This window comes from Gordonia amicalis (assembly GCF_022059885.1).
Classification (GTDB): domain Bacteria; phylum Actinomycetota; class Actinomycetes; order Mycobacteriales; family Mycobacteriaceae; genus Gordonia; species Gordonia amicalis.
On sequence record NZ_CP091855.1, the window covers coordinates 2,954,565 to 2,971,765 of the forward strand.

Here is a 17,201-nt window from a genome sequence, read left to right on the forward strand (position 1 = left end):
AATGGCATGACCGACGAACGGCCGGCCCTCGGCGTCCTGATGTTCGTGGCCCACCGGTCCATCGAACGGCGGGTGATGGCGCGTCTCGCCGACGCCGGGGCCGACGACATCACCCTCGCGCAGAGTCGGGTGGTGCAGAGGCTCGCACCCGAGCCGATGCGCCTGACAGATCTTGCCGAACAGGCGGGCGTCACCAAGCAGACCGCCGGTGGCATCGTCGATCAGCTCGAGGCCGCGGGGTACCTGATGCGGGTGCCGGATCCGTCGGATCGTCGGGCACGGCTGGTGACCCTCAGCGACCGCGGCGTCGAGTTGTGTGAGATCGCCGCGCGGGAGGTCGACGCCATCGAGCTGGAGTGGCGAGATCACCTGGGCGCCGACGACTATGCGGCGCTGGAGAGATCGCTGATCCGCCTGCGGGAGATCACCGATCCCTACCGGTGAGTCCTCTCGACCGGCTGGCGCAGGATCGTACGGAGCTTCGCCGGTGCCACCTTGCGGAAGTCGCTGAAGTAGATCTCATGGTGGTGCCCACTCATGCGTAGGTCGTTGGCGGGGATGAACTCCTCGTGCATGCGGTTCAGGACGGGTGCCTCGTCGTCGAAGGAACCGAGGTGCAGGGTCTGTACGCAGAGTCCCTCGTCGAGGGTCGCGGTGCGAAGGTCGTCGAGCCGGGGCGGTGGCTTCTTCGTGCCGACCGTCTCGATCACCGAGGCGATCATGTCGTCGGTCAGCCACGACGGAACCATGATCATGAGTGTCCAGCTCCACCTGGTCTTGTCGCGCGCCCCGGTGAACAACTCCATGTCGTCGGCCCACCATCGGCCTTCAAGGGGCGGCACCACATAGTCGCGACCGAGTCCGCGGCTGCTGGCGAACTTGAGCTTGTAGGCGACCGGATACAGGGTCTCGATCGCAGCGGCGAAGTCGGGGGAGTCGTTGGGGTCGCCCTGGCCGTCGATCATCAGGTATCGCATGGAGGGGACTTCGAGGATGCGGAACTCGCCGCGTCTGGCCTGATAGGAGTCGAGTGTCTTCTTGAAGTCGACCTTGTCGCTCACAGGGTTCCGCTCCGGTTGTCGGCTAGGAGGTGATGGCTCGCCGTTCATAGGTGCGCAGGGCGAGTCCGTAGGATACCGCGCCGATGCCCAGACTCCAGGCCATTGCCGCGATCACGCTGCCGGTGGGAACCGTTGCGGCGGTGAGAGCTCCACGGAGGACCTCGATGACCGGGGTGAACGGCTGGTATTCGGCGAATTGCTTGACCCCGACGGGCAAGGAGTCGGCGGGAACGAAACCGGTGCTGAGAAACGGCATGATCGTCAGGAACATCGGCGAGTTGCTGGCGGTCTCCACGGTGTCCGCGGCGAGGCCCAGGTAGATCGCCAGCCAGATAAGGGCGACCGAGAACATGACCGTGATACCCAGTGCGCCAAGCCATCCGAGGGGGTCCACGGTGGGGCGGAAGCCGAGGGCGATCGCCACCGCGAGTACGATCGCGATGCTGAACAAGGCCTGGATGAGGCTGGCGAGGACATGCCCGACGAGCACGGAGGATCGTCCGATGTCCATGGTGCGGAACCGGTTGATGATCCCCGATGTCATGTCCATCGCGACCACGATCGCCGACCCCTGCACCGCGGACGCGATCGTCACGAGGATGATGCCGGGAATGACGTAGTCGAGGTACGCGGCGCGGCCGGTGGCTCCGGTGGATGTGGTCATCCCGGCGCCGAGCTGGCCGCCGAAGACGAAGACGAACAGCAGCAGGAACACGACCGGCAGGCCGACCAGCATGATGGTCAACGACGGGTACTTGACGAGCCGTCGGAGATTGCGGCGCAGCATGACCCGCGAGTCGGTCACGGTGTAGGTCAACGCGGTCATGACGCGGCTCCCGAGGTGTTGCTGTCGTTCTCGACGGCGTCCGCCGGTGCCGACCCGGTGAGGGCGAAGAACACGTCGTCGAGGGTTGCGGTGTGGACGTGGACGTCGGCCACCTCGACGTCGGCGGCGTCGAGGAGGTTGAGCGTCGTGCGGATGGTGGAAACGGTGTCGTCGGTGGCGATGTCGAGCCGACGGGACTCGACGATCGGCCGGGCGGAGGGGAGCAGCCGCCCGGCGGAGTCGAAGGCGTCGTCGTCGGCGAACGTGAGGCGCACCTCGGAATCGTGCACCCGTTTCTTCAGTTCCGCCGCGGTGCCCTCGGCGACGATGTGACCGTGGTCGAGCACCGCGATGCGGTCGGCGAGCTGGTCGGCCTCCTCGAGGTACTGGGTGGTGAGGAAGATCGTGACCCCGCCGGCGGCGAGGCCGGTGATGATGTCCCACAGCACCCGTCGGCTGCGCGGGTCGAGTCCGGTCGTCGGCTCGTCGAGGAAGATGACGCGCGGTGTGGAGACGAGCGTCATCGCCAGGTCGAGGCGGCGACGCATACCGCCGGAATAGGTCGACACCGCACGGTCCGCAGCGCCCACGAGATCGAACTGTTCGAGCAGATCGTCCGCACGACGTCGACCAGCGGCGCGTCCGAGGTGGCGGAGATCGGCCATCAGGGTCAGATTCTCGCGGCCGCTGAACAGGTCGTCGATGGCGACATACTGGCCGGTGACGCCGATCATCGAGCGCACCGCGCGGGCCGCTGCCACGGTGTCGTGGCCGTCGATGGTCACGGTGCCGGAATCGGCCGGGAACAGCGTCGAGGCGATGCTCACCGTGGTCGTCTTGCCCGAACCGTTGGGGCCGAGCAGCGCGGTCACCGACCCGGCCGGGACGGTCAGGTCGATACCATCCAGAACCTTTTGCTCGCCATAGCTTTTCGTGAGTCCGCGGATGCAGATCTCGGCGCCCGCGGTGCGGCTGAGGGTCATGCGCTCGGCCCTTCTGACGGAGAAGCGGGGATCTCGCCGGCCGCGATCAACACCTCGCGTTCCTTTTGCCACTCGGCGTACAACGCCGGGATCCGATTGGTGAGGAACTCGGTGAACGCCGCGATCTCGCTGAGGACCGCGCGACGCTCCGGAGGTGCGTCGCGAAGGACGTCGAGTCCCTCTCGTGCGAGTGCCCCCAGTTCTTCGTATTCGGCATTGTCCATCCCGAGGCCACGTGCCGAGGTGATGTCGATCGAGATGCGGTCCATCCGTTCCCCGGCGGTGCGCGTCCGCATCACCTGGCCCACGGATTCCAGCGTGGCGATGGCGTTGGCGATTGCCGAGCGGCTCGCGAGCAGGGCGTCGCTCAGCTCGGCGATCGTCGGGGCAGGCGAATCGCACACCGCCAGATAACCGAGGACGCGTCCGACCATCGGCGGGTAGCTGTAACGACGCGCGCAGAATCGCGCCATGTGATCGGCGAACGTCAGTTGCGCGTCGAGTGCCATACGTCACAGTGTGCGCGCATGACTGAGATGACACAAATCTGTGTCATCTGATCGCCCTTTTCTGAGGAATCGGTCTGTCGGACTTCATTTCGACGTAGCGACTTCGATCGAGGTCGCAACGTCGAAACGAGGTCTGGAAGTGGAAGGGCCAATTTTCGCGTAACCCGTTGCCGCACAACCCCTGGTCACCCCGTCTGTGGATGGACATCTGTTCTTGTCGGTGATCGGGTCTACATTGGGGTTACCGACGCCCCGAGTGATCACCGGGGACGACGCCCCCTCCACCAACCGGCTTGCCAACAAGCACGCACGTCGGCGGGCAGAACGTGCCCGCAACAAGATGCAGAGCCTCGCCGACCAGGCAGACCCGCCGCCGTTCTGACGGGTCACGTGTCCTGCGTCGTCGCGCGTGAGTCGTCGAACTCGAGCTCAGCTGTCCTGCGCGTCCAGCTTCGCCGCGACGTCGGCGGGGAAGCCGCCAGAGGCGATCGGGCCCCATCGTGTCGGGGTGATGCGGATCAGCGACTTGCCCTGCATGCGCATCGCGGCACGGTACTCGTCCCAGTCCGGATGTTCGCCGGAGATGCTGCGGAAGTAGTCGACGAGGGCGTCCTCGGCCTCGGGCATGTCCAGGACCTCCGCGTCTCCGTCGACCTGGACCCAGGCGCCGTTGAACTCGTCGGACAGCACGACGACGCTCGCCACCGGGGTGGAGCGGAGGTTCGTCGCCTTCGCGCGACCCGGATAGGTCGAGATCACGATGCGGCCGTCGGCGTCGACGCCGCCGGTCACCGGCGACAGCTGCGGGCTGCCGTTCGATCGGACGGTGCTCAGGATCATCTTGTGACGGGGCCGGATGAAGTCCAGCAGTCCGGCACGGTCGACGGCATCGGCTTTCGCAACGGTTCTGGCCATGCCGACGACCTTACGCCGACGTCTACGTCGGCAGTGCGGCGATCAACCCGGCGAGGATCGCCGACACCGGTGGTTCCTGCTTGCCGTCGACGGTGATGTCGTCGTCACTGTTCACCAGGATGATGATGGTCGTGTCGGAATCGTAGTTGTGGAACAGCGACGAGTTGAAGCCCGGGAAATCGCCGTCGTGGCCCCACCAGCCGTCCCGGTCGCCGATACCGATGCCATACCCGGCGGTGGCGGTGTTCGGCGGCGGAGACGTGAGGATCGAGTCGCGACGCAACTGCTGGGTGGACGGGTTGAGCACCGCCCGACCGGTGAAGAGGGCATCGCCCCAGCGCTGCAGATCGTCGAGGGTCGAGATCACCGCGCCCGCGGTGAAGGCGAAGGACGGATTCCAGTCGGTGGAGTCGACGGTCTTTCCGGCCGGCTGACCCTGGCTGGTCACGCCGTCGACGTGGGGATCGGGGATGTCGACGGATCCGCCCGGCCAGGACGAGTCGTCCATGCCCAGCGGGCCGAAGATCCGTTCGTCGAAGACGTCGCGGATCGGTTGCCGCAGGACCCTCTCGATGAGGAGCCCCAGCAGCACGTAGTTGGTGTTCGAGTACTGCCAGCCGTCCCCGGGCGCGAAGGCCGGTGGCAACGTCTTCGAGGCGTCGACGAGTTCGGTTGGCGCCCAGTCATATCCGGGATCGGAGAAGAATCTCTGCGTGAAGGTGTCGGACAGGGTGTACGACGGGATGCCACTGGTCATGTCTGCGACCTGGCGAACGGTGGCGTTCCCGTTCGGGGCGTCGGGGATGTACTTGCTGATCGGATCATCGAGCGAGACCCGCGCGTCCTGGACGAGTTGCAGCAGGATCGTCGCGGTCATCGTCTTGGTGAGCGAACCGATACGGGTGTGATCGGACGCGGTGATCGGCCGATCCCGTCCCTTGACAGCCGTGCCGGCCGTTCCCGTCCAGATACCCGACGGTGAGATGACGCGAGCGATGACGCCGGGGAAGCCGCCGGCGGACTGGAGGTCGTCGAGCACCTTCTGGAACGCGGCGCTGCTCTCGGCCGACACAGATGAGGGGGTGCCCGACCCGTCGGAAGCCGTCTGGGACGGCGAGCAGGCGGCGAGGCCGAGCACCGCTATCACGCCGAACACCAGGACTCGTAGGACAGCGGGGCGCACGGGCCGACGGATCATCCCGTGATGATCGCTCGCCGACGACTGGAACAGCCAGTCCATCTCGGTATCTGGCGCAGAATTCGCGCTGTCCGGTTTACCTCAGACCCGATGCGCGAAGAGAGCCGCCACCGGATAGATGTCGAGTGCGGTGGCGACCTTGGCCTCGATGGCCCGTTGCCGCTGCATCGTCCCGAAACCGCCGGCGGTGGGCCGGTCGGGGATCGTGTCTCCCGAATCGACGACACTCCAGGACGATCCGGCCTCGACGAGGGAACGGTGCTTGATCGAGTAGTAGACCCGCATCGGCACGACCGCGACGCCCGGGTCCCCGGCGGCAGCCGCCATCAGGTGGGGGTGGAATCGCGTGCTGATCCAGGTGTTGCCCTGCCCTGCGGGCAGCCCCTCGAGCCAGACGTCACGAAAACTGAGGATGCGTGCGCCGTCGAGTCGGGACCCGAGACGGAACGGGACCTCGTAGTCGTGTCCCGGGATTCCCTCGACGACGGTGACCCCCGTTCCCGGTACCTCCCAGGCGTCGAGGGTGTCGTGCACGAACCCGGCGAGCGCCTCCGCGCCGGTTCCGTGTGAGCCGGTGAACTTCTCGGTGAGGTCCGATTGCAGGCACAGCACCACACCGTGACCGTGACCCGGTGCGTCGGCGGCCGTCTCGTCGCGGTAGATCGCCGGTTGCGGACGGTTGAGTGCGAGCCAGGCGTCGTCCCCGGAGTTCCGCACGCCCACGACCCCATCGAGCGCCTGCGCCGACGGCGTGTCACGCACATCGACGATGTCGAAGGTGCCCAGCGCCGTGGCCAGGGCGGTCCACGCGGGTTCGGCGACGGTGGGCACCAGTCCCTGCCCGGTGGCCACGGCCCTCGCTCCCGATCTGCCCGATACCGCGGCGGCCCCCACGAACAGCGAAACATGATGCGGCCACACGGTGTTCACGTATCCGCCGCCGAGCAGGTGGATGGTGGTCGCCGTGTGGAGGAGGTCGATACCGGCGCTCAGCCGCGGTGCCAGGCCGGAGTCGAGGACAGCCCGGCCGACCCACGCCCACGGGGCGTCGGGTTCGATGCCGGCGGCGTGGTTCGTGAGTTGCCAGAGCGTGTCGACGACGCGCAGGTTCGGGTGCGCGTCGCCCATCAAGGCGGTCGCCGGCCCGGGGTTGTGGCAGTCCAGGATCACCGTCGCGTGGGGACGGATGCGCGTGAGGTGGCGCAGCCAGGTGCGCGCGATGAGTTCGTCGCCGTAGTTGGGGTATCCGGTCGGTGCGATCAGGTAGATGACCTCGCCGGAGCCCAGGGCGCGTCCGACGTAGGACTCAGCGGCTCGGCGTCGTGTCGATGCCCCCACGCGGCTCGCCAGCCCGCGAAGTCGCGGCACCTGCCCCCATTCCCTCATGGTGAGAGATTACGGCGGCGGGGCGGCGGCGCGACTCGGCGCTTCGCGAGAGGCGATCCCGGTTCACGCGAATGTGGCGCGGAGGTACGCGAGGACCGCGGCGGTGTCGTCGAGCGGGCCGCGGTAACCGAGATAGCCATCCGGGCGGATGACGAAGGCCGTCGAACCGTCCGGCCGATATCCGGCGGCGAAGAGGCCTTCGGTGTCGCGGAGCAAGGGCAGGTCGGTGCTGCCGACCTGCGCGGTCGGTGCCGCCACCACGTGTACGGTCATGTGCCCGCGTGCCGCCGCGGTGATCTCCGCGGCCAGGCCTTCGAGCACGGCGACGTCCTCGGCACCCGAGGTCGCGTCGGCGTACAACACGAGCGAGTGGTCGACGCCGCCCAGCAAGGAGAACAGCCGGAGCGGGTGATTCACCGATTCGCGACCGAGTCCTGCGGCGTCCGGAGCCCGTTCCCCTGCCCGCGGTGCCGACGGCGTGCTGGGGACCGTCGAACCCGCGGTGATCGGGCTGTCGGCGTAGGAGATCAGCAACTGGGCTTCGCGGCGCGTCACGAAGTCGACGTCGGTGGAATCGGTGCCGATGCCCTCCCGAGCGTCGCGGACGGTACGGCCGACGACCTCCTCACCGACCGGTCGTCGTTCCAGGTCATAGCTGTCGAGCAGGCCGGGTGCCGCGACGCCATCGACGGCCAGCGCCAGCTTCCACGCGAGGTTGTGGGCGTCCTGCACACCGGTGTTCATTCCCTGAGCGCCGGTGGGCGGATGGATGTGCGCGGCATCGCCGGCCACGAACACCCTTCCGCGACCGTAGGAATCGACGATCCGATGGCTGATGCGGAACACCGACGACCAGCGCATGTCCGACACGGTGGCGGGTTCGGGCGACAACCGGTCGACGACGGCCTGGATGTGGGACAGCTCGGGCGTGCGGGTGCCCTCGAAACCATGCGCGACACCGTCCCCGCCGGAGGTCTCGCCGATCGCGAGTTCGTCGGGCACGAGCATCGACATGCGATACCGTCCGCGGCCCGGTAGCGGGATGCACACCAGCAGGTCGTCGGTTGTGCCGTCGTCGGCCTGATGCATCGCGCGGATCGCGTAACCACGGGGCATCGACCAGTCCACGGCCACGTCGCCCAGCATGTACTGCTCGGCAAATGCACCGCCCTCGAAGCTCAGACCGAGACCCTTGCGAACCGTGCTGTGCGCGCCGTCGGCGCCGATCAGATATGACGCGCGGACCTGGGTCTCGCCACCGTCCGCCTCGGCCAGCGTGACGGTGACGCCGTCGACGTCCTGCTCGAACGCCGACACCCGCACGCCGCGTTCGATCTCGGCATCGAGGTCGGTGAGCCGGTCTCGCAGGACGCGCTCGGTGGCATATTGCGGCAGCAGGTGGAAGCGAAAGGGAACATCGTCCGGCGTGGACAGGTCGATCCGTGACACCTCAGAACCATTGACGAACACCAACTGCCCGCGCATCTCCATACCCGCGTCCAGGATCGGCTCGAGCACCCCGATGCCCTCGAACACCTCGAGGGTCCGTGGCTGAATCCCAACGGCCTTCGCGTAGTGGGGAGGGTCGAGAAGGGGGTCGACGATCCGGACCCGGACCCCTCGCCGGCGGAGTTCGATGGCAGCGGTCAGACCGATCGGGCCCGCGCCCGCGACCAGTACGTCTACGTCATTCACACCGAACCCCTTTCGTCGGTCGGCGAGTGCCGACACTCGCAGGCATTATTCGCCGTGCGGCCGAACTCGGGCGTGGGACTGGGAAAACGCGGCACACCTTCGATTCTCGGCACTGCATTGTCGGATGTCCGGCACCGCGGGCCGACCGGGATCAGCGCGGGATCGACGACGGTCCGAGGGTCTCGGCCCCCAGCGCGGTGACCCGCGCGCGGAGTTCGCGGTCGGCGGTGACGACCACTCGACGACGGTCGGGGTGCCGGCCCACGACGTCGACGATCATGTCGTCGCCGACCGCCGGCGCCTCCACCACCGTGACCCCGGGGACCGATGCGATCCCCCGAGCCCTGCCCTCGACGACGAGCATGATCGCGAGCGGACCGGTCAACGCCTCGATACCCGGGGCAGCGAGTTCAGCGAGACGATCCCGCAACCGCTCCGCCGCACCCCGACGGTCTCGCCACCATCCGTCCGGCACCGATCCGACGACATTCGCACCGTCCACGACGAGCAGCGGGATGTCGAGGTGCGACGGCGTCGGGTCGGTCATGACCCCATCAGTCCACGGATCGGCGTGGTTGCGCAACCCCCGTCGGCCGACTGCCCGGGTGTCAGACGATGTCGCCGTGGCAGAACCTGTCGTGCGGGTCGAGCGTCGCCTTGATCTCCAGGAGCCGACGACGGTGCTCGACGCTGTAGGACTCCGCGGCGCGGCCGGCGCGTTCGGCTCCCGACGTGAAGTTCAGGTACGTCGCACCCGTGACATAGGGCGCGAGCTCGGTGCGGGTGACGCGCAGCGTCGATTCGACGGCCAGCGCCACATGGGGATCGGGGACGATCGAGATGAGTTCGAGGAGGAACCGTCCGGAGCGTGCCCGATCGTTCGCCGCCCGGGCGGCTCCGCGCGCGATTGCGCCGCCGGCGTGGCGGATCTCGGCGGAGACGATGAGCGGTGCCGAACCCGGTGCCGGCCGGCTGCGTCCGGCGATGACGTCGATCGCCTCGTCCTGCAGGTCGTCGAACCATTCGGTGGTGACCATGACCGGCATCGGTTCGGTGGGGTCCATGCTGATCGCGTCCGCTGCCGCGAACGGCATCTCGTCCCACAGGTCGACGAGGGGTGTCCGCCAGTCCCGCCACTCGTCGACGATCGCGCGGCCGGCGGCGGTGTCACCGGACCAGCAGCCACGCAACACCGCAAAACTGCCGCCGCGCAACGGTTCCGGAACGTCGTCGGTGGGGGGGAGATTCAGGATGGTGACCGCCGAGGTCAGTTCCTCGCGCTGGGCCGGTGCCCAGTCCCGGAACCGGCGCATGATCTCCTCGGCCTCGGCGACCGGGTAGAACAGGTTGCCCGCGTACACGGTCGCGACGTCGGCGAGGGCGATCTCCATCGAGGTGACGACGCCGAGGCTGCCGGCTCCACCGCCCTTCAGCGCCCAGAAGATGTGCGGGAAACTCGCGTCGCTGACGCGGATCGGGGTGCCGTCGGGGGTCACGAGATCGAAGGCGCGCACTGCGTCCGACCCCAGACCGAAGCGGCGTCCGAGCCAGCCGAAACCGCCGCCGAGGGTGTAGCCGACCGCGCCGACGATGCTCGCCGAACCCATCAGGGGTGCGAGTCCGTACGGGACCGCGGCGTCGAGGACCATCTTCCAGGTGGCGCCGGCGGCGACCCGGGCGGTCCGCGCGATGGGGTCGACGGCCACCGACGTGAGGCGGGACGTGTTGATGAGGAGACCGCCGTCGGCCGGTACGCCGGTCCCGTGACCGGTTGCCTGGACCGTGACCCGCAGATCTTCCTCGGCGGCGAACCGCACGGCTTCGACCACGTCGAAGTGGTTGGCCGGGATCGCGATCACCGATGGTCGGTGGATGACGAGCCGGTTGAAGCCGGCGCGGGCCTCGCGGAAACCCGCATCTCCGGGGCCGAGTACCTCGCCGGCGATCCGGTGGCGCAACTGTGCGAGCACCGAGGTGCGGGTGCGGACGATCAACCGTTCGGGTCGGCCGGTCGGTGAGGTGGGTGTCGGGGTCATTCGGTGAGTCCTCGGGTGTGGCCGGCTCGGCCGGCGCGGGCGTTCTCTGGTCTCCGGTCGGCCCGGATTCGCAGACCAGATTTCCCGACGGGGCTTGGAGGCGACTTGAGGCGGACTTGGGCCTCACGCCGACGAGGACACGCCCCACTCTGCGGCGAGCGCGTCGATCCGCCCGACCAGGGCTTGTGCCTCTTGGACCATCGCGACGTCCCGAGCGCGTCCGAGCGTCGCGCCGAACACCGATGCCGGCCGCCCGTTGGCGTACTCGTAGCGGGCGCGGACGAGAAGACGGTGCGCGTCCCCGTAGCGCTCGCCGGTCCGCTCGGCGAAGTCGTCTGCCTGGTCCAGGAGGGCGGCCGCGTCGGTCAGCTTGCCCGCGGTGACCAGTACCTCGGCGTGCAATCCGAGCCAGAATCCCTCACCGGTGCGCGGAGGGTCCGCACTGCCGGGTTCGCCGGTTGCGGGTCCGCCGGTGTCCAGCTGATCGATTCGGACCAGGGCGTCGTCGAGATCACCGGTCATCGCGCGCGCCCACCAGTACATGCGTTCGCCGCCGCGACGCAGATATGCGAGCGGACCCGGACCCTCGGAGTCGATGATCTGTCCGGCGTCGAGCGCCCACTCCGCGTCACCGATCATCGCCGCCGCGCCGACCGCGAAGATCGCCGTACCCAACCGCGATCTGGGATCCGGGCGGGCATCGGACATGGTCGCGAACAGGCCGCGGCCGGTATCACCGCCGACGTGGATCGTCGCCGCCCAGATCCGGAAGCCGCGTGCCATCGTCAGTTGGTCGTCGCGGAGCCCGTCGACGTCATCGAGGGGACCGTAGGTGTCCAGGATGCGATGAGCCGCACCGAAATTGCCGCGCGTGAACTCGTCGATCCCGGCCACCTGCATGCCGAGGTGAACGACCACGGCGTCGTCCGACCGTTCGGCACGCGCACGTAGGTCGTTCGCGAGCCGGTGCCCCGTGCGTACGTCGGCGACCTGGATGTGCGCGGCGCAACGTGCGTAGTCGAGGGCGGCCAGCAGTCGCCGGTCGTCGAGTGCGGTCGCCAGTGTGCGGGCGCGTTCCTGGAGGTCGGGGTCGGCGGCGAAGTACCCGTGAGTGGAGACCTCACCCGCGAGCTGGGTGGCGATCGCCCGCAGTTCGGCCTGCTGATCCCCGGTGGCCCGCGCCAGCGTCGACGCATCGCCGAAATGGCGTTTCGCGCCGTCGAAATCGTAGGTGCGCAGAGCGATGTCGCCCGCCGTCAGAAGGGCGCTGGTCGTGCGCTCACGGTCGGCGAGGGGACCTGCCGACCACAGGTGGCGAGCGACCCGGGTGACCGCGTGCGGTGACGAATTGCCGGCCAGGGCGTCGGCGATGGCCAGGTGGATGCGTCGGGCGCGCATCGAGGGGATCGCGTCGGCGATCGCCTCACGGATGATGTCGTGGCTGAAACTGAATCCGAACGGATCGTCGGGTCCGAGATCGATGACCCCGGCGGCGGAGGCGGCTTCGAGGGTGTCGAGCGCGTGGTCGACCGGCCGTCCGGCTGCGGTCGCGAGCAACACCAGATCCACCCGGGTGCCGATGAGCGCCGCGATGTCGAGGAGTTCGGTTGTCTCCGTGGACAGTCCGAGCAGCCTTTGACGCACCACGTCGCGCACGCCGGACGGCACGGCGTTACCCGCGATCGACCCCTGGGCGGCGAGGATGCGGGCCAGTTCGCGGACGAAGAAAGCGTTACCGCCGGTGCGCCGCTCGATCGAGCTCACCGTAGCGACCTCCGGCCACTGCTGGGTCTCGCGGCGGATCAGCTCGGAGATGTCGTCTCCGCGGAGTGGACCGACCTGGATACGGCGGTGTTCGGGCAGCCGGGCCAACGTCGCCAGTGTCGAGGCGACGACCGGCCGGGGGGTCGGCGACCGCAGGGAGGCGAAGAACGTGACGCCCGGGGTCCTTCGAGAAGTCATGTGCGCGAAGAGTTCCAGTGAGGCACCGTCTGCCCACTGGAGGTCGTCGAGGACGATGATCAGCTTCGAGGTCTCGGCGACGCCGTCGAGGAGATCGGCGGCCTGATCGTAGAACTGGAAACGTGCTGCGGCGTCGGGCATCTGGCGCGGTGGCGGGATGACGTTGACGCCCTCGGTGACCATACGGCCGAGTGAGCTGTCCAGGAGCCGCTCACGGTCGGCCGGATCGAGCTGGGGGAGGACCGTGCCGAGGATCTGGACCCACGGCCACATCGACGGTGCCGCGGGATCGTCCACGCACCGACCCCACAGCACCCGCAGGTCGGCGGCACCGGCCGCACGACGGCCGGCTTCGTCGATCAGGGCCGTCTTGCCCGCTCCGGGTTCGCCTTCCACCACGACGACCCCACCGTGTCCGGTCATCGAGGCGAGTACGGCGCGGTGCAGCGCGGCCAGTTCGTCGGTGCGCCCGACGAGCGATGGCGCATCGTCCGCGGGGTCGAGGGGATCGGCTTCGGGCGTCCGATTCTCCGCGTCGTCGCTCGCCGGATGCTCGACGACGCCGCTGCCGGCTCGCTCGCTCATGGTGATCGCCGCGCGCGGTGCGGTCGGCGCGTCGAGATGTGGGGCGTGGTCGAGGATGTCGCGTTCCAGTTCGCGGAGTCTCGGTCCGGGGTCGACGCCGATCTCGTCGGCGAGGATGCGGCGCGCATTGGCGATCGCCCCGAGGGCATCGGACTGCCGCCCGAGTCGGTACAGCGCGGTGGCGAGCAGGACCCAGAGGCCTTCGTCGAGCGGCGATCGTTCGACGGCGCTGTCGAGTTCGGTGACCAGGAGCCGATGGTCCCCGGCAGCCATCCGCGCCTCGAAAGACATCTCCCGCGCCGCGCCGAGCATGCGGTCGAGATGATCGGCGGCCTCGTCGCGGAACGCCAGCCCCTCGAATTCCGGGAGAAGGGGACGGTAGGAGTCGAGGACCTCCTGCAGGATCGGGGCCGCGGCGGCGGTGTCGCCGTGCTGCATCAGGGTCCGCGCCGAGGTCAGGTCGGTGGTCAGACGCCGCAGGTCGACCTGTTCAGGCTCCGTCGGGAGGCTGTAGCCGGTGCCGTGGGTGAGCAGCACGGTCGAGGGACTGCGCGGTTTGCGGTCGGGTTCGAGGGCCTTGCGGAGCCCCGAGATGTAAGACTGCAGGGACACTTCGGCACGGTCGGGCGGCGAGTCGCCCCAGATTCCCTCGATCAGCCGATCTGCACGCAGCGGCGCGCCCTCCGCCAGCACGAGCTGCGCGAGTGTGGCACGTTGCTTGCGGGTGCCGAGTTCGACGGGATCGGAACCGATCTGAGCACCGAGCCCGCCCAAGACCGTGTACGAGAGTCCGAGCATCAGCGTGAGTGTAATGGTCTGGACACCTCTGGCGCGGGGTTGTCGGTCTCGAAGGCCGGCCGTTTAGCCTCGGGGGATGGGATTCACCAGGGCCGAACTCCTCGAATACCGGGACCGCACCGTCGAGGACCTGGTCGGTGACGGTTGCCGGTTACTGTTCGTCGGCATCAACCCGGGACTGTGGACCGCCGCCACCGGAGCTCACTTCGCGCGGCCCGGAAATCGCTTCTACCCGGCACTGGCACGCGCCGGGATCGTCGACCGGGTGATCGACGCGTCGCGCGGCATGTCCGAGGCCGACGCCGAACTGCTGACCAGACGGGGGATCGGCATCACCAACGTCGTTGCCCGGGCCACCGCAACCGCCGCAGAACTCACGGTCGACGAGTTGCGGGACGGTGGTCGTCGGCTTCGGGCGCGCGTGCGGGAGATCGGGCCCCGGGTGGTGGCGGTCGCCGGGATCACCGCCTATCGCAGTGCCTTCGGGCGGCGAGACGCGGTGACCGGCCGCCAGGAAGAGACCTGGGACGGGGCGCAGCTCTGGGTGGTTCCGAACCCCAGCGGACTCAATGCGCACGAGACCGTCGACTCGCTGGCCGCTGCGTACCGGGAGGCGGCGGTCGCGGCCGGCGTGGTGTGAGCAGAGCACCCTGGAAAAGGGAGCGCTTTCCGGCTGTGGCTTCCGCCGGGATGTAGTTCGGTCTCAGAGGTCTTCGGAATTGAGAATCCGGCGGCGCATCGACAAGAGTTCGACCTCGGGATGGTTGGCGGCGGATCTCTCGACCGCGTCGAGCACATCGACGACGTGCGTCCGGTCGGCCGCCACCACGCTCGTGCCGATCATCGCGCGCCGATGCATGTCGAGGTGCCCGACCTCGGCCACCGAGACCGCGAACCGTCGGCGTAGTTCGGCGACGATCGGCCGGACGATGGAACGCTTCTGCTTCAGCGAGTGCACATCACCGAGGCGATAGTCGAACTCGGCGAACCCGATCCACATCAGAACCCGATCAATGGTCGGTGCGGATCAGCGTCGCCACGTGGTCGGGCACGTACTTGGACAGGGAACGCGGCGGCCGGTGGTAGTTGCCCGTCTCGACCGGCTTCTTCGGCAACGTCACCTGCGGACGGGGCACCTCGCCGTAGTCGATGCTGTCGAGCAGATGCGCGATCATGTTGAGCCGCGCGTGCTTCTTCACGTCGGATTCGACGACATACCAGGGGCTCAGCGCAGTGTCGGTGTGCACCATCATCTCGTCCTTGGCGCGCGAGTAGTCTTCCCAGCGGTAGACCGACTCGAGATCCATCGGACTCAACTTCCATTGCCGCACGGGATCTTTCATGCGCTGGCGGAACCGCTTGAGCTGTTCGTCGTCGGAGACGGAGAACCAGTACTTGCGCAGGATGATGCCGTCGTCGATCAGCATCTGCTCGAAGATCGGCGTCTGCCGCAGGAACCGTGTGTGTTCCTCGGGCGTGCAGAAACCCATGACCTTCTCGACTCCGGCACGGTTGTACCAGGACCGGTCGAACAGCACGATCTCGCCGGGCGCCGGCAGATGCGCGACATAACGCTGGTAGTACCACTGCCCGCGTTCGCGGTCGGTGGGTGCCGGAAGCGCAGCGACCCGCGCGATGCGAGGACTCAGATACTGGCTGATCCGCTTGATGGTGCCGCCCTTGCCCGCGGCGTCGCGTCCCTCGAAGACCACCACCACGCGAGTGCCGGTCTCACGCACCCATTCCTGGAGTTTGACCAACTCGGTCTGCAGCCGGAACAACTCCGCCTCGTAGACCTCGTCGGCGATCTTCTCAGGTTTCCGCGTGTCCTTCTTGGCCATGGGAAGAGAGTACGGGCTGCTGACCGGTCAAGGGGTCAGAGCGGCATCGCGTTCGGCTTCGAGTTCGACGATCGACGCGTCGATCCGGGCGCGCGAGAACTCGTTGATGTCGAGCCCTTCGACGATCTCCCACTCGCCGGCGACCGATCGCACCGGGAACGAGCAGACGATGCCCTCGGGCACGCCGTACACGCCGGGCGATGGCAGTGCGGTGGACGTCCAGTCGTCGGCAGGGGTCCCCAATACCCAGTCGTGGACGTGGTCGATCGTCGCGTTGGCCGCCGACGCCGCCGACGACGATCCGCGTGCCTCGAGAATCGCGGTGCCGCGGCGGGCCACGGTCGGGATGAACTCGTCGACGAGCCACTCGCGGTCGGCGGCGAGATCGGCGCCGCTTCGCCTGCCGACACGAGCGTGGAAGATGTCGGGGTACTGCGTCGCCGAGTGGTTGCCCCAGATGGTGACCCGGCTGATCTCGCCGACCTCGACCCCGGCCCGGTGGGAGAGTTGGGCGATCGCGCGGTTGTGGTCGAGACGGGTGAGCGCGGTGAATCGCTGCGGCGGCACCTCGGGTGCGTGTGCCGAGGCGACCGCGGCGTTGGTGTTGGCGGGATTGCCCACCACGATCACCCGGATGTCGTCGGCGGCAACCTCGTTGATGGCCGCGCCCTGCACGGCGAAGATGTCGGAGTTCGCCGCGAGCAGATCAGCGCGTTCCATGCCCTTGGACCGTGGACGAGCACCGATGAGCAGCGCGAAACCAGCGCCGTCGAACGCCTTTCGCGGATCGTCGAAGACGTCGACCGACTTCAGCAGACCGAAGGCGCCGTCGTCGAGTTCCATCGCGGTGCCCACGGCGGCGGGAACCGCCTGGGGTAACTCGAGGAGCCGGAGGGCGATGGGCTGGTCGTGACCAAGCATCGCGCCGGCGGCGATGCGGAACACGCTGGCATATCCGATGCTCCCGGCCGCACCGGTCACCGTGACGACCGCCGGTGTGGAGGTGCTCACGAGTACTTTTCCATCAGCAGGACCTGGGTGCCCTCTGCGGTGAGCACGAGCGCGTGGCCCACCGAATACCAGGTGAGGGGTTCCTTCGTGAACGTGTTGATCCAGTCGTCGGCGCCCGAGCGGGGACCGGGGCACGCCATCATCGTCGAGGCGAGCGAGGCGAGGCGCAGGACCGAACCGTCGACCGTCATCTCGCCGACGTGCCGGTTGCATCCGGCGAACAGTGAGATGCGGTTGGCGGCGGGGAAGGTCACCTGCAGCGGCCCTCCGCCCGGGATCTGGGGGCCGGTGACCGCTGTGGACGAGTACGACTTGCCGACAAATGGTGGAGTTGCCGGCGCGGCGACACCCGGGCCGGCGCTGAATGCGCCGATACCTGACACGAACAACACCGC

General features: G+C 68.2%; 18 protein-coding genes. 3 read left to right on the forward strand and 15 right to left on the reverse strand.

The features are described from left to right. Window positions 1–6: 6 nt before the first annotated feature. Window positions 7–444, forward strand: coding sequence for a MarR family winged helix-turn-helix transcriptional regulator (locus tag IHQ52_RS13525; protein WP_024497451.1), 438 nt, complete (start codon window positions 7–9; stop codon window positions 442–444). On the opposite strand, the gene IHQ52_RS13530 is transcribed toward IHQ52_RS13525, so the two are convergent. From IHQ52_RS13530 to IHQ52_RS13545, 4 genes are read right to left on the reverse strand one after another with little or no spacing between them, the layout of a single operon-like run. After that, window positions 435–1,061, reverse strand: coding sequence for a GyrI-like domain-containing protein (locus IHQ52_RS13530; protein WP_024497452.1), 627 nt, complete (start codon window positions 1,059–1,061; stop codon window positions 435–437). The two genes, IHQ52_RS13525 and IHQ52_RS13530, sit on opposite strands and share 10 nt — an antisense overlap. Window positions 1,062–1,083: 22 nt before the next feature. Further along, window positions 1,084–1,887, reverse strand: coding sequence for an ABC transporter permease (locus IHQ52_RS13535; RefSeq protein WP_024497453.1), 804 nt, complete (start codon window positions 1,885–1,887; stop codon window positions 1,084–1,086). Next, window positions 1,884–2,870, reverse strand: coding sequence for a daunorubicin resistance protein DrrA family ABC transporter ATP-binding protein (locus IHQ52_RS13540; RefSeq protein ID WP_024497454.1), 987 nt, complete (start codon window positions 2,868–2,870; stop codon window positions 1,884–1,886). The genes IHQ52_RS13535 and IHQ52_RS13540 overlap by 4 nt, the downstream gene beginning before the upstream one ends. Continuing rightward, window positions 2,867–3,379, reverse strand: coding sequence for a GbsR/MarR family transcriptional regulator (locus IHQ52_RS13545; RefSeq protein ID WP_024497455.1), 513 nt, complete (start codon window positions 3,377–3,379; stop codon window positions 2,867–2,869). The genes IHQ52_RS13540 and IHQ52_RS13545 overlap by 4 nt, the downstream gene beginning before the upstream one ends. 256 nt (window positions 3,380–3,635) lie before the next feature. On the opposite strand from IHQ52_RS13545, the gene IHQ52_RS23590 reads away from it, so the two are divergent. After that, on the forward strand, window positions 3,636–3,761 hold the full coding sequence (locus IHQ52_RS23590) for a hypothetical protein (protein WP_269138879.1): 126 nt from the start codon (window positions 3,636–3,638) through the stop codon (window positions 3,759–3,761). Between the two features lie 47 nt (window positions 3,762–3,808). Here the strand turns inward: IHQ52_RS23590 and IHQ52_RS13550 are convergent, their stop codons facing one another. The 7 genes from IHQ52_RS13550 to IHQ52_RS13580 all read right to left on the reverse strand — a co-directional run bounded on the left by IHQ52_RS13550 (window position 3,809) and on the right by IHQ52_RS13580 (window position 13,954). Further along, entirely contained in the window at window positions 3,809–4,294 is a 486-nt protein-coding gene (locus IHQ52_RS13550; protein ID WP_024497456.1) for a PPOX class F420-dependent oxidoreductase, read from the reverse strand. A 22-nt stretch (window positions 4,295–4,316) separates the two neighbouring features. Then, a complete protein-coding gene (locus tag IHQ52_RS13555) occupies window positions 4,317–5,492 on the reverse strand; it encodes a serine hydrolase domain-containing protein (protein ID WP_024497457.1) in 1,176 nt (391 codons plus the stop codon). An 81-nt stretch (window positions 5,493–5,573) separates the two neighbouring features. Next, window positions 5,574–6,878, reverse strand: a complete 1,305-nt coding sequence (locus IHQ52_RS13560) for a polysaccharide pyruvyl transferase family protein (protein WP_024497458.1) — start codon at window positions 6,876–6,878, stop codon at window positions 5,574–5,576. Window positions 6,879–6,941: 63 nt separating this feature from the next. After that, window positions 6,942–8,573 carry an FAD-dependent monooxygenase gene (locus tag IHQ52_RS13565; RefSeq protein ID WP_024497459.1) on the reverse strand — a complete coding sequence of 544 codons (1,632 nt, stop codon included), beginning with the start codon at window positions 8,571–8,573 and terminating at the stop codon, window positions 6,942–6,944. A 151-nt stretch (window positions 8,574–8,724) separates the two neighbouring features. Next, entirely contained in the window at window positions 8,725–9,120 is a 396-nt protein-coding gene (locus IHQ52_RS13570; protein ID WP_024497460.1) for a PIN domain-containing protein, read from the reverse strand. 61 nt (window positions 9,121–9,181) lie between these two features. Then, on the reverse strand, window positions 9,182–10,609 hold the full coding sequence (locus IHQ52_RS13575; RefSeq protein WP_024497461.1) for an FAD-binding oxidoreductase: 1,428 nt from the start codon (window positions 10,607–10,609) through the stop codon (window positions 9,182–9,184). A gap of 123 nt (window positions 10,610–10,732) precedes the next feature. Beyond that, window positions 10,733–13,954, reverse strand: coding sequence for an ATP-binding protein (locus IHQ52_RS13580; RefSeq protein ID WP_024497462.1), 3,222 nt, complete (start codon window positions 13,952–13,954; stop codon window positions 10,733–10,735). Window positions 13,955–14,030: 76 nt separating this feature from the next. Here IHQ52_RS13580 and IHQ52_RS13585 point away from each other — a divergent pair, with 76 nt between their 5' ends. Then, window positions 14,031–14,594 carry a mismatch-specific DNA-glycosylase gene (locus IHQ52_RS13585; protein ID WP_024497463.1) on the forward strand — a complete coding sequence of 188 codons (564 nt, stop codon included), beginning with the start codon at window positions 14,031–14,033 and terminating at the stop codon, window positions 14,592–14,594. Between the two features lie 63 nt (window positions 14,595–14,657). Here IHQ52_RS13585 and IHQ52_RS13590 read toward each other — a convergent pair whose 3' ends face one another. From IHQ52_RS13590 to IHQ52_RS13605, 4 genes are read right to left on the reverse strand one after another with little or no spacing between them, the layout of a single operon-like run. After that, window positions 14,658–14,954, reverse strand: coding sequence for a DUF503 domain-containing protein (locus IHQ52_RS13590; RefSeq protein WP_024497464.1), 297 nt, complete (start codon window positions 14,952–14,954; stop codon window positions 14,658–14,660). Between the two features lie 10 nt (window positions 14,955–14,964). After that, entirely contained in the window at window positions 14,965–15,795 is an 831-nt protein-coding gene (gene ppk2 / locus IHQ52_RS13595) for a polyphosphate kinase 2 (RefSeq protein WP_024497465.1), read from the reverse strand. A 27-nt stretch (window positions 15,796–15,822) separates the two neighbouring features. Continuing rightward, the gene (locus IHQ52_RS13600) at window positions 15,823–16,806 is read right to left on the reverse strand and encodes a malate dehydrogenase (RefSeq protein ID WP_024497466.1); all 984 of its coding nucleotides are present in this window, start codon (window positions 16,804–16,806) and stop codon (window positions 15,823–15,825) included. Next, the gene (locus tag IHQ52_RS13605) at window positions 16,803–17,198 is read right to left on the reverse strand and encodes an META domain-containing protein (RefSeq protein WP_024497467.1); all 396 of its coding nucleotides are present in this window, start codon (window positions 17,196–17,198) and stop codon (window positions 16,803–16,805) included. The genes IHQ52_RS13600 and IHQ52_RS13605 overlap by 4 nt, the downstream gene beginning before the upstream one ends. Between the last annotated feature and the right edge of the window lie 3 nt (window positions 17,199–17,201).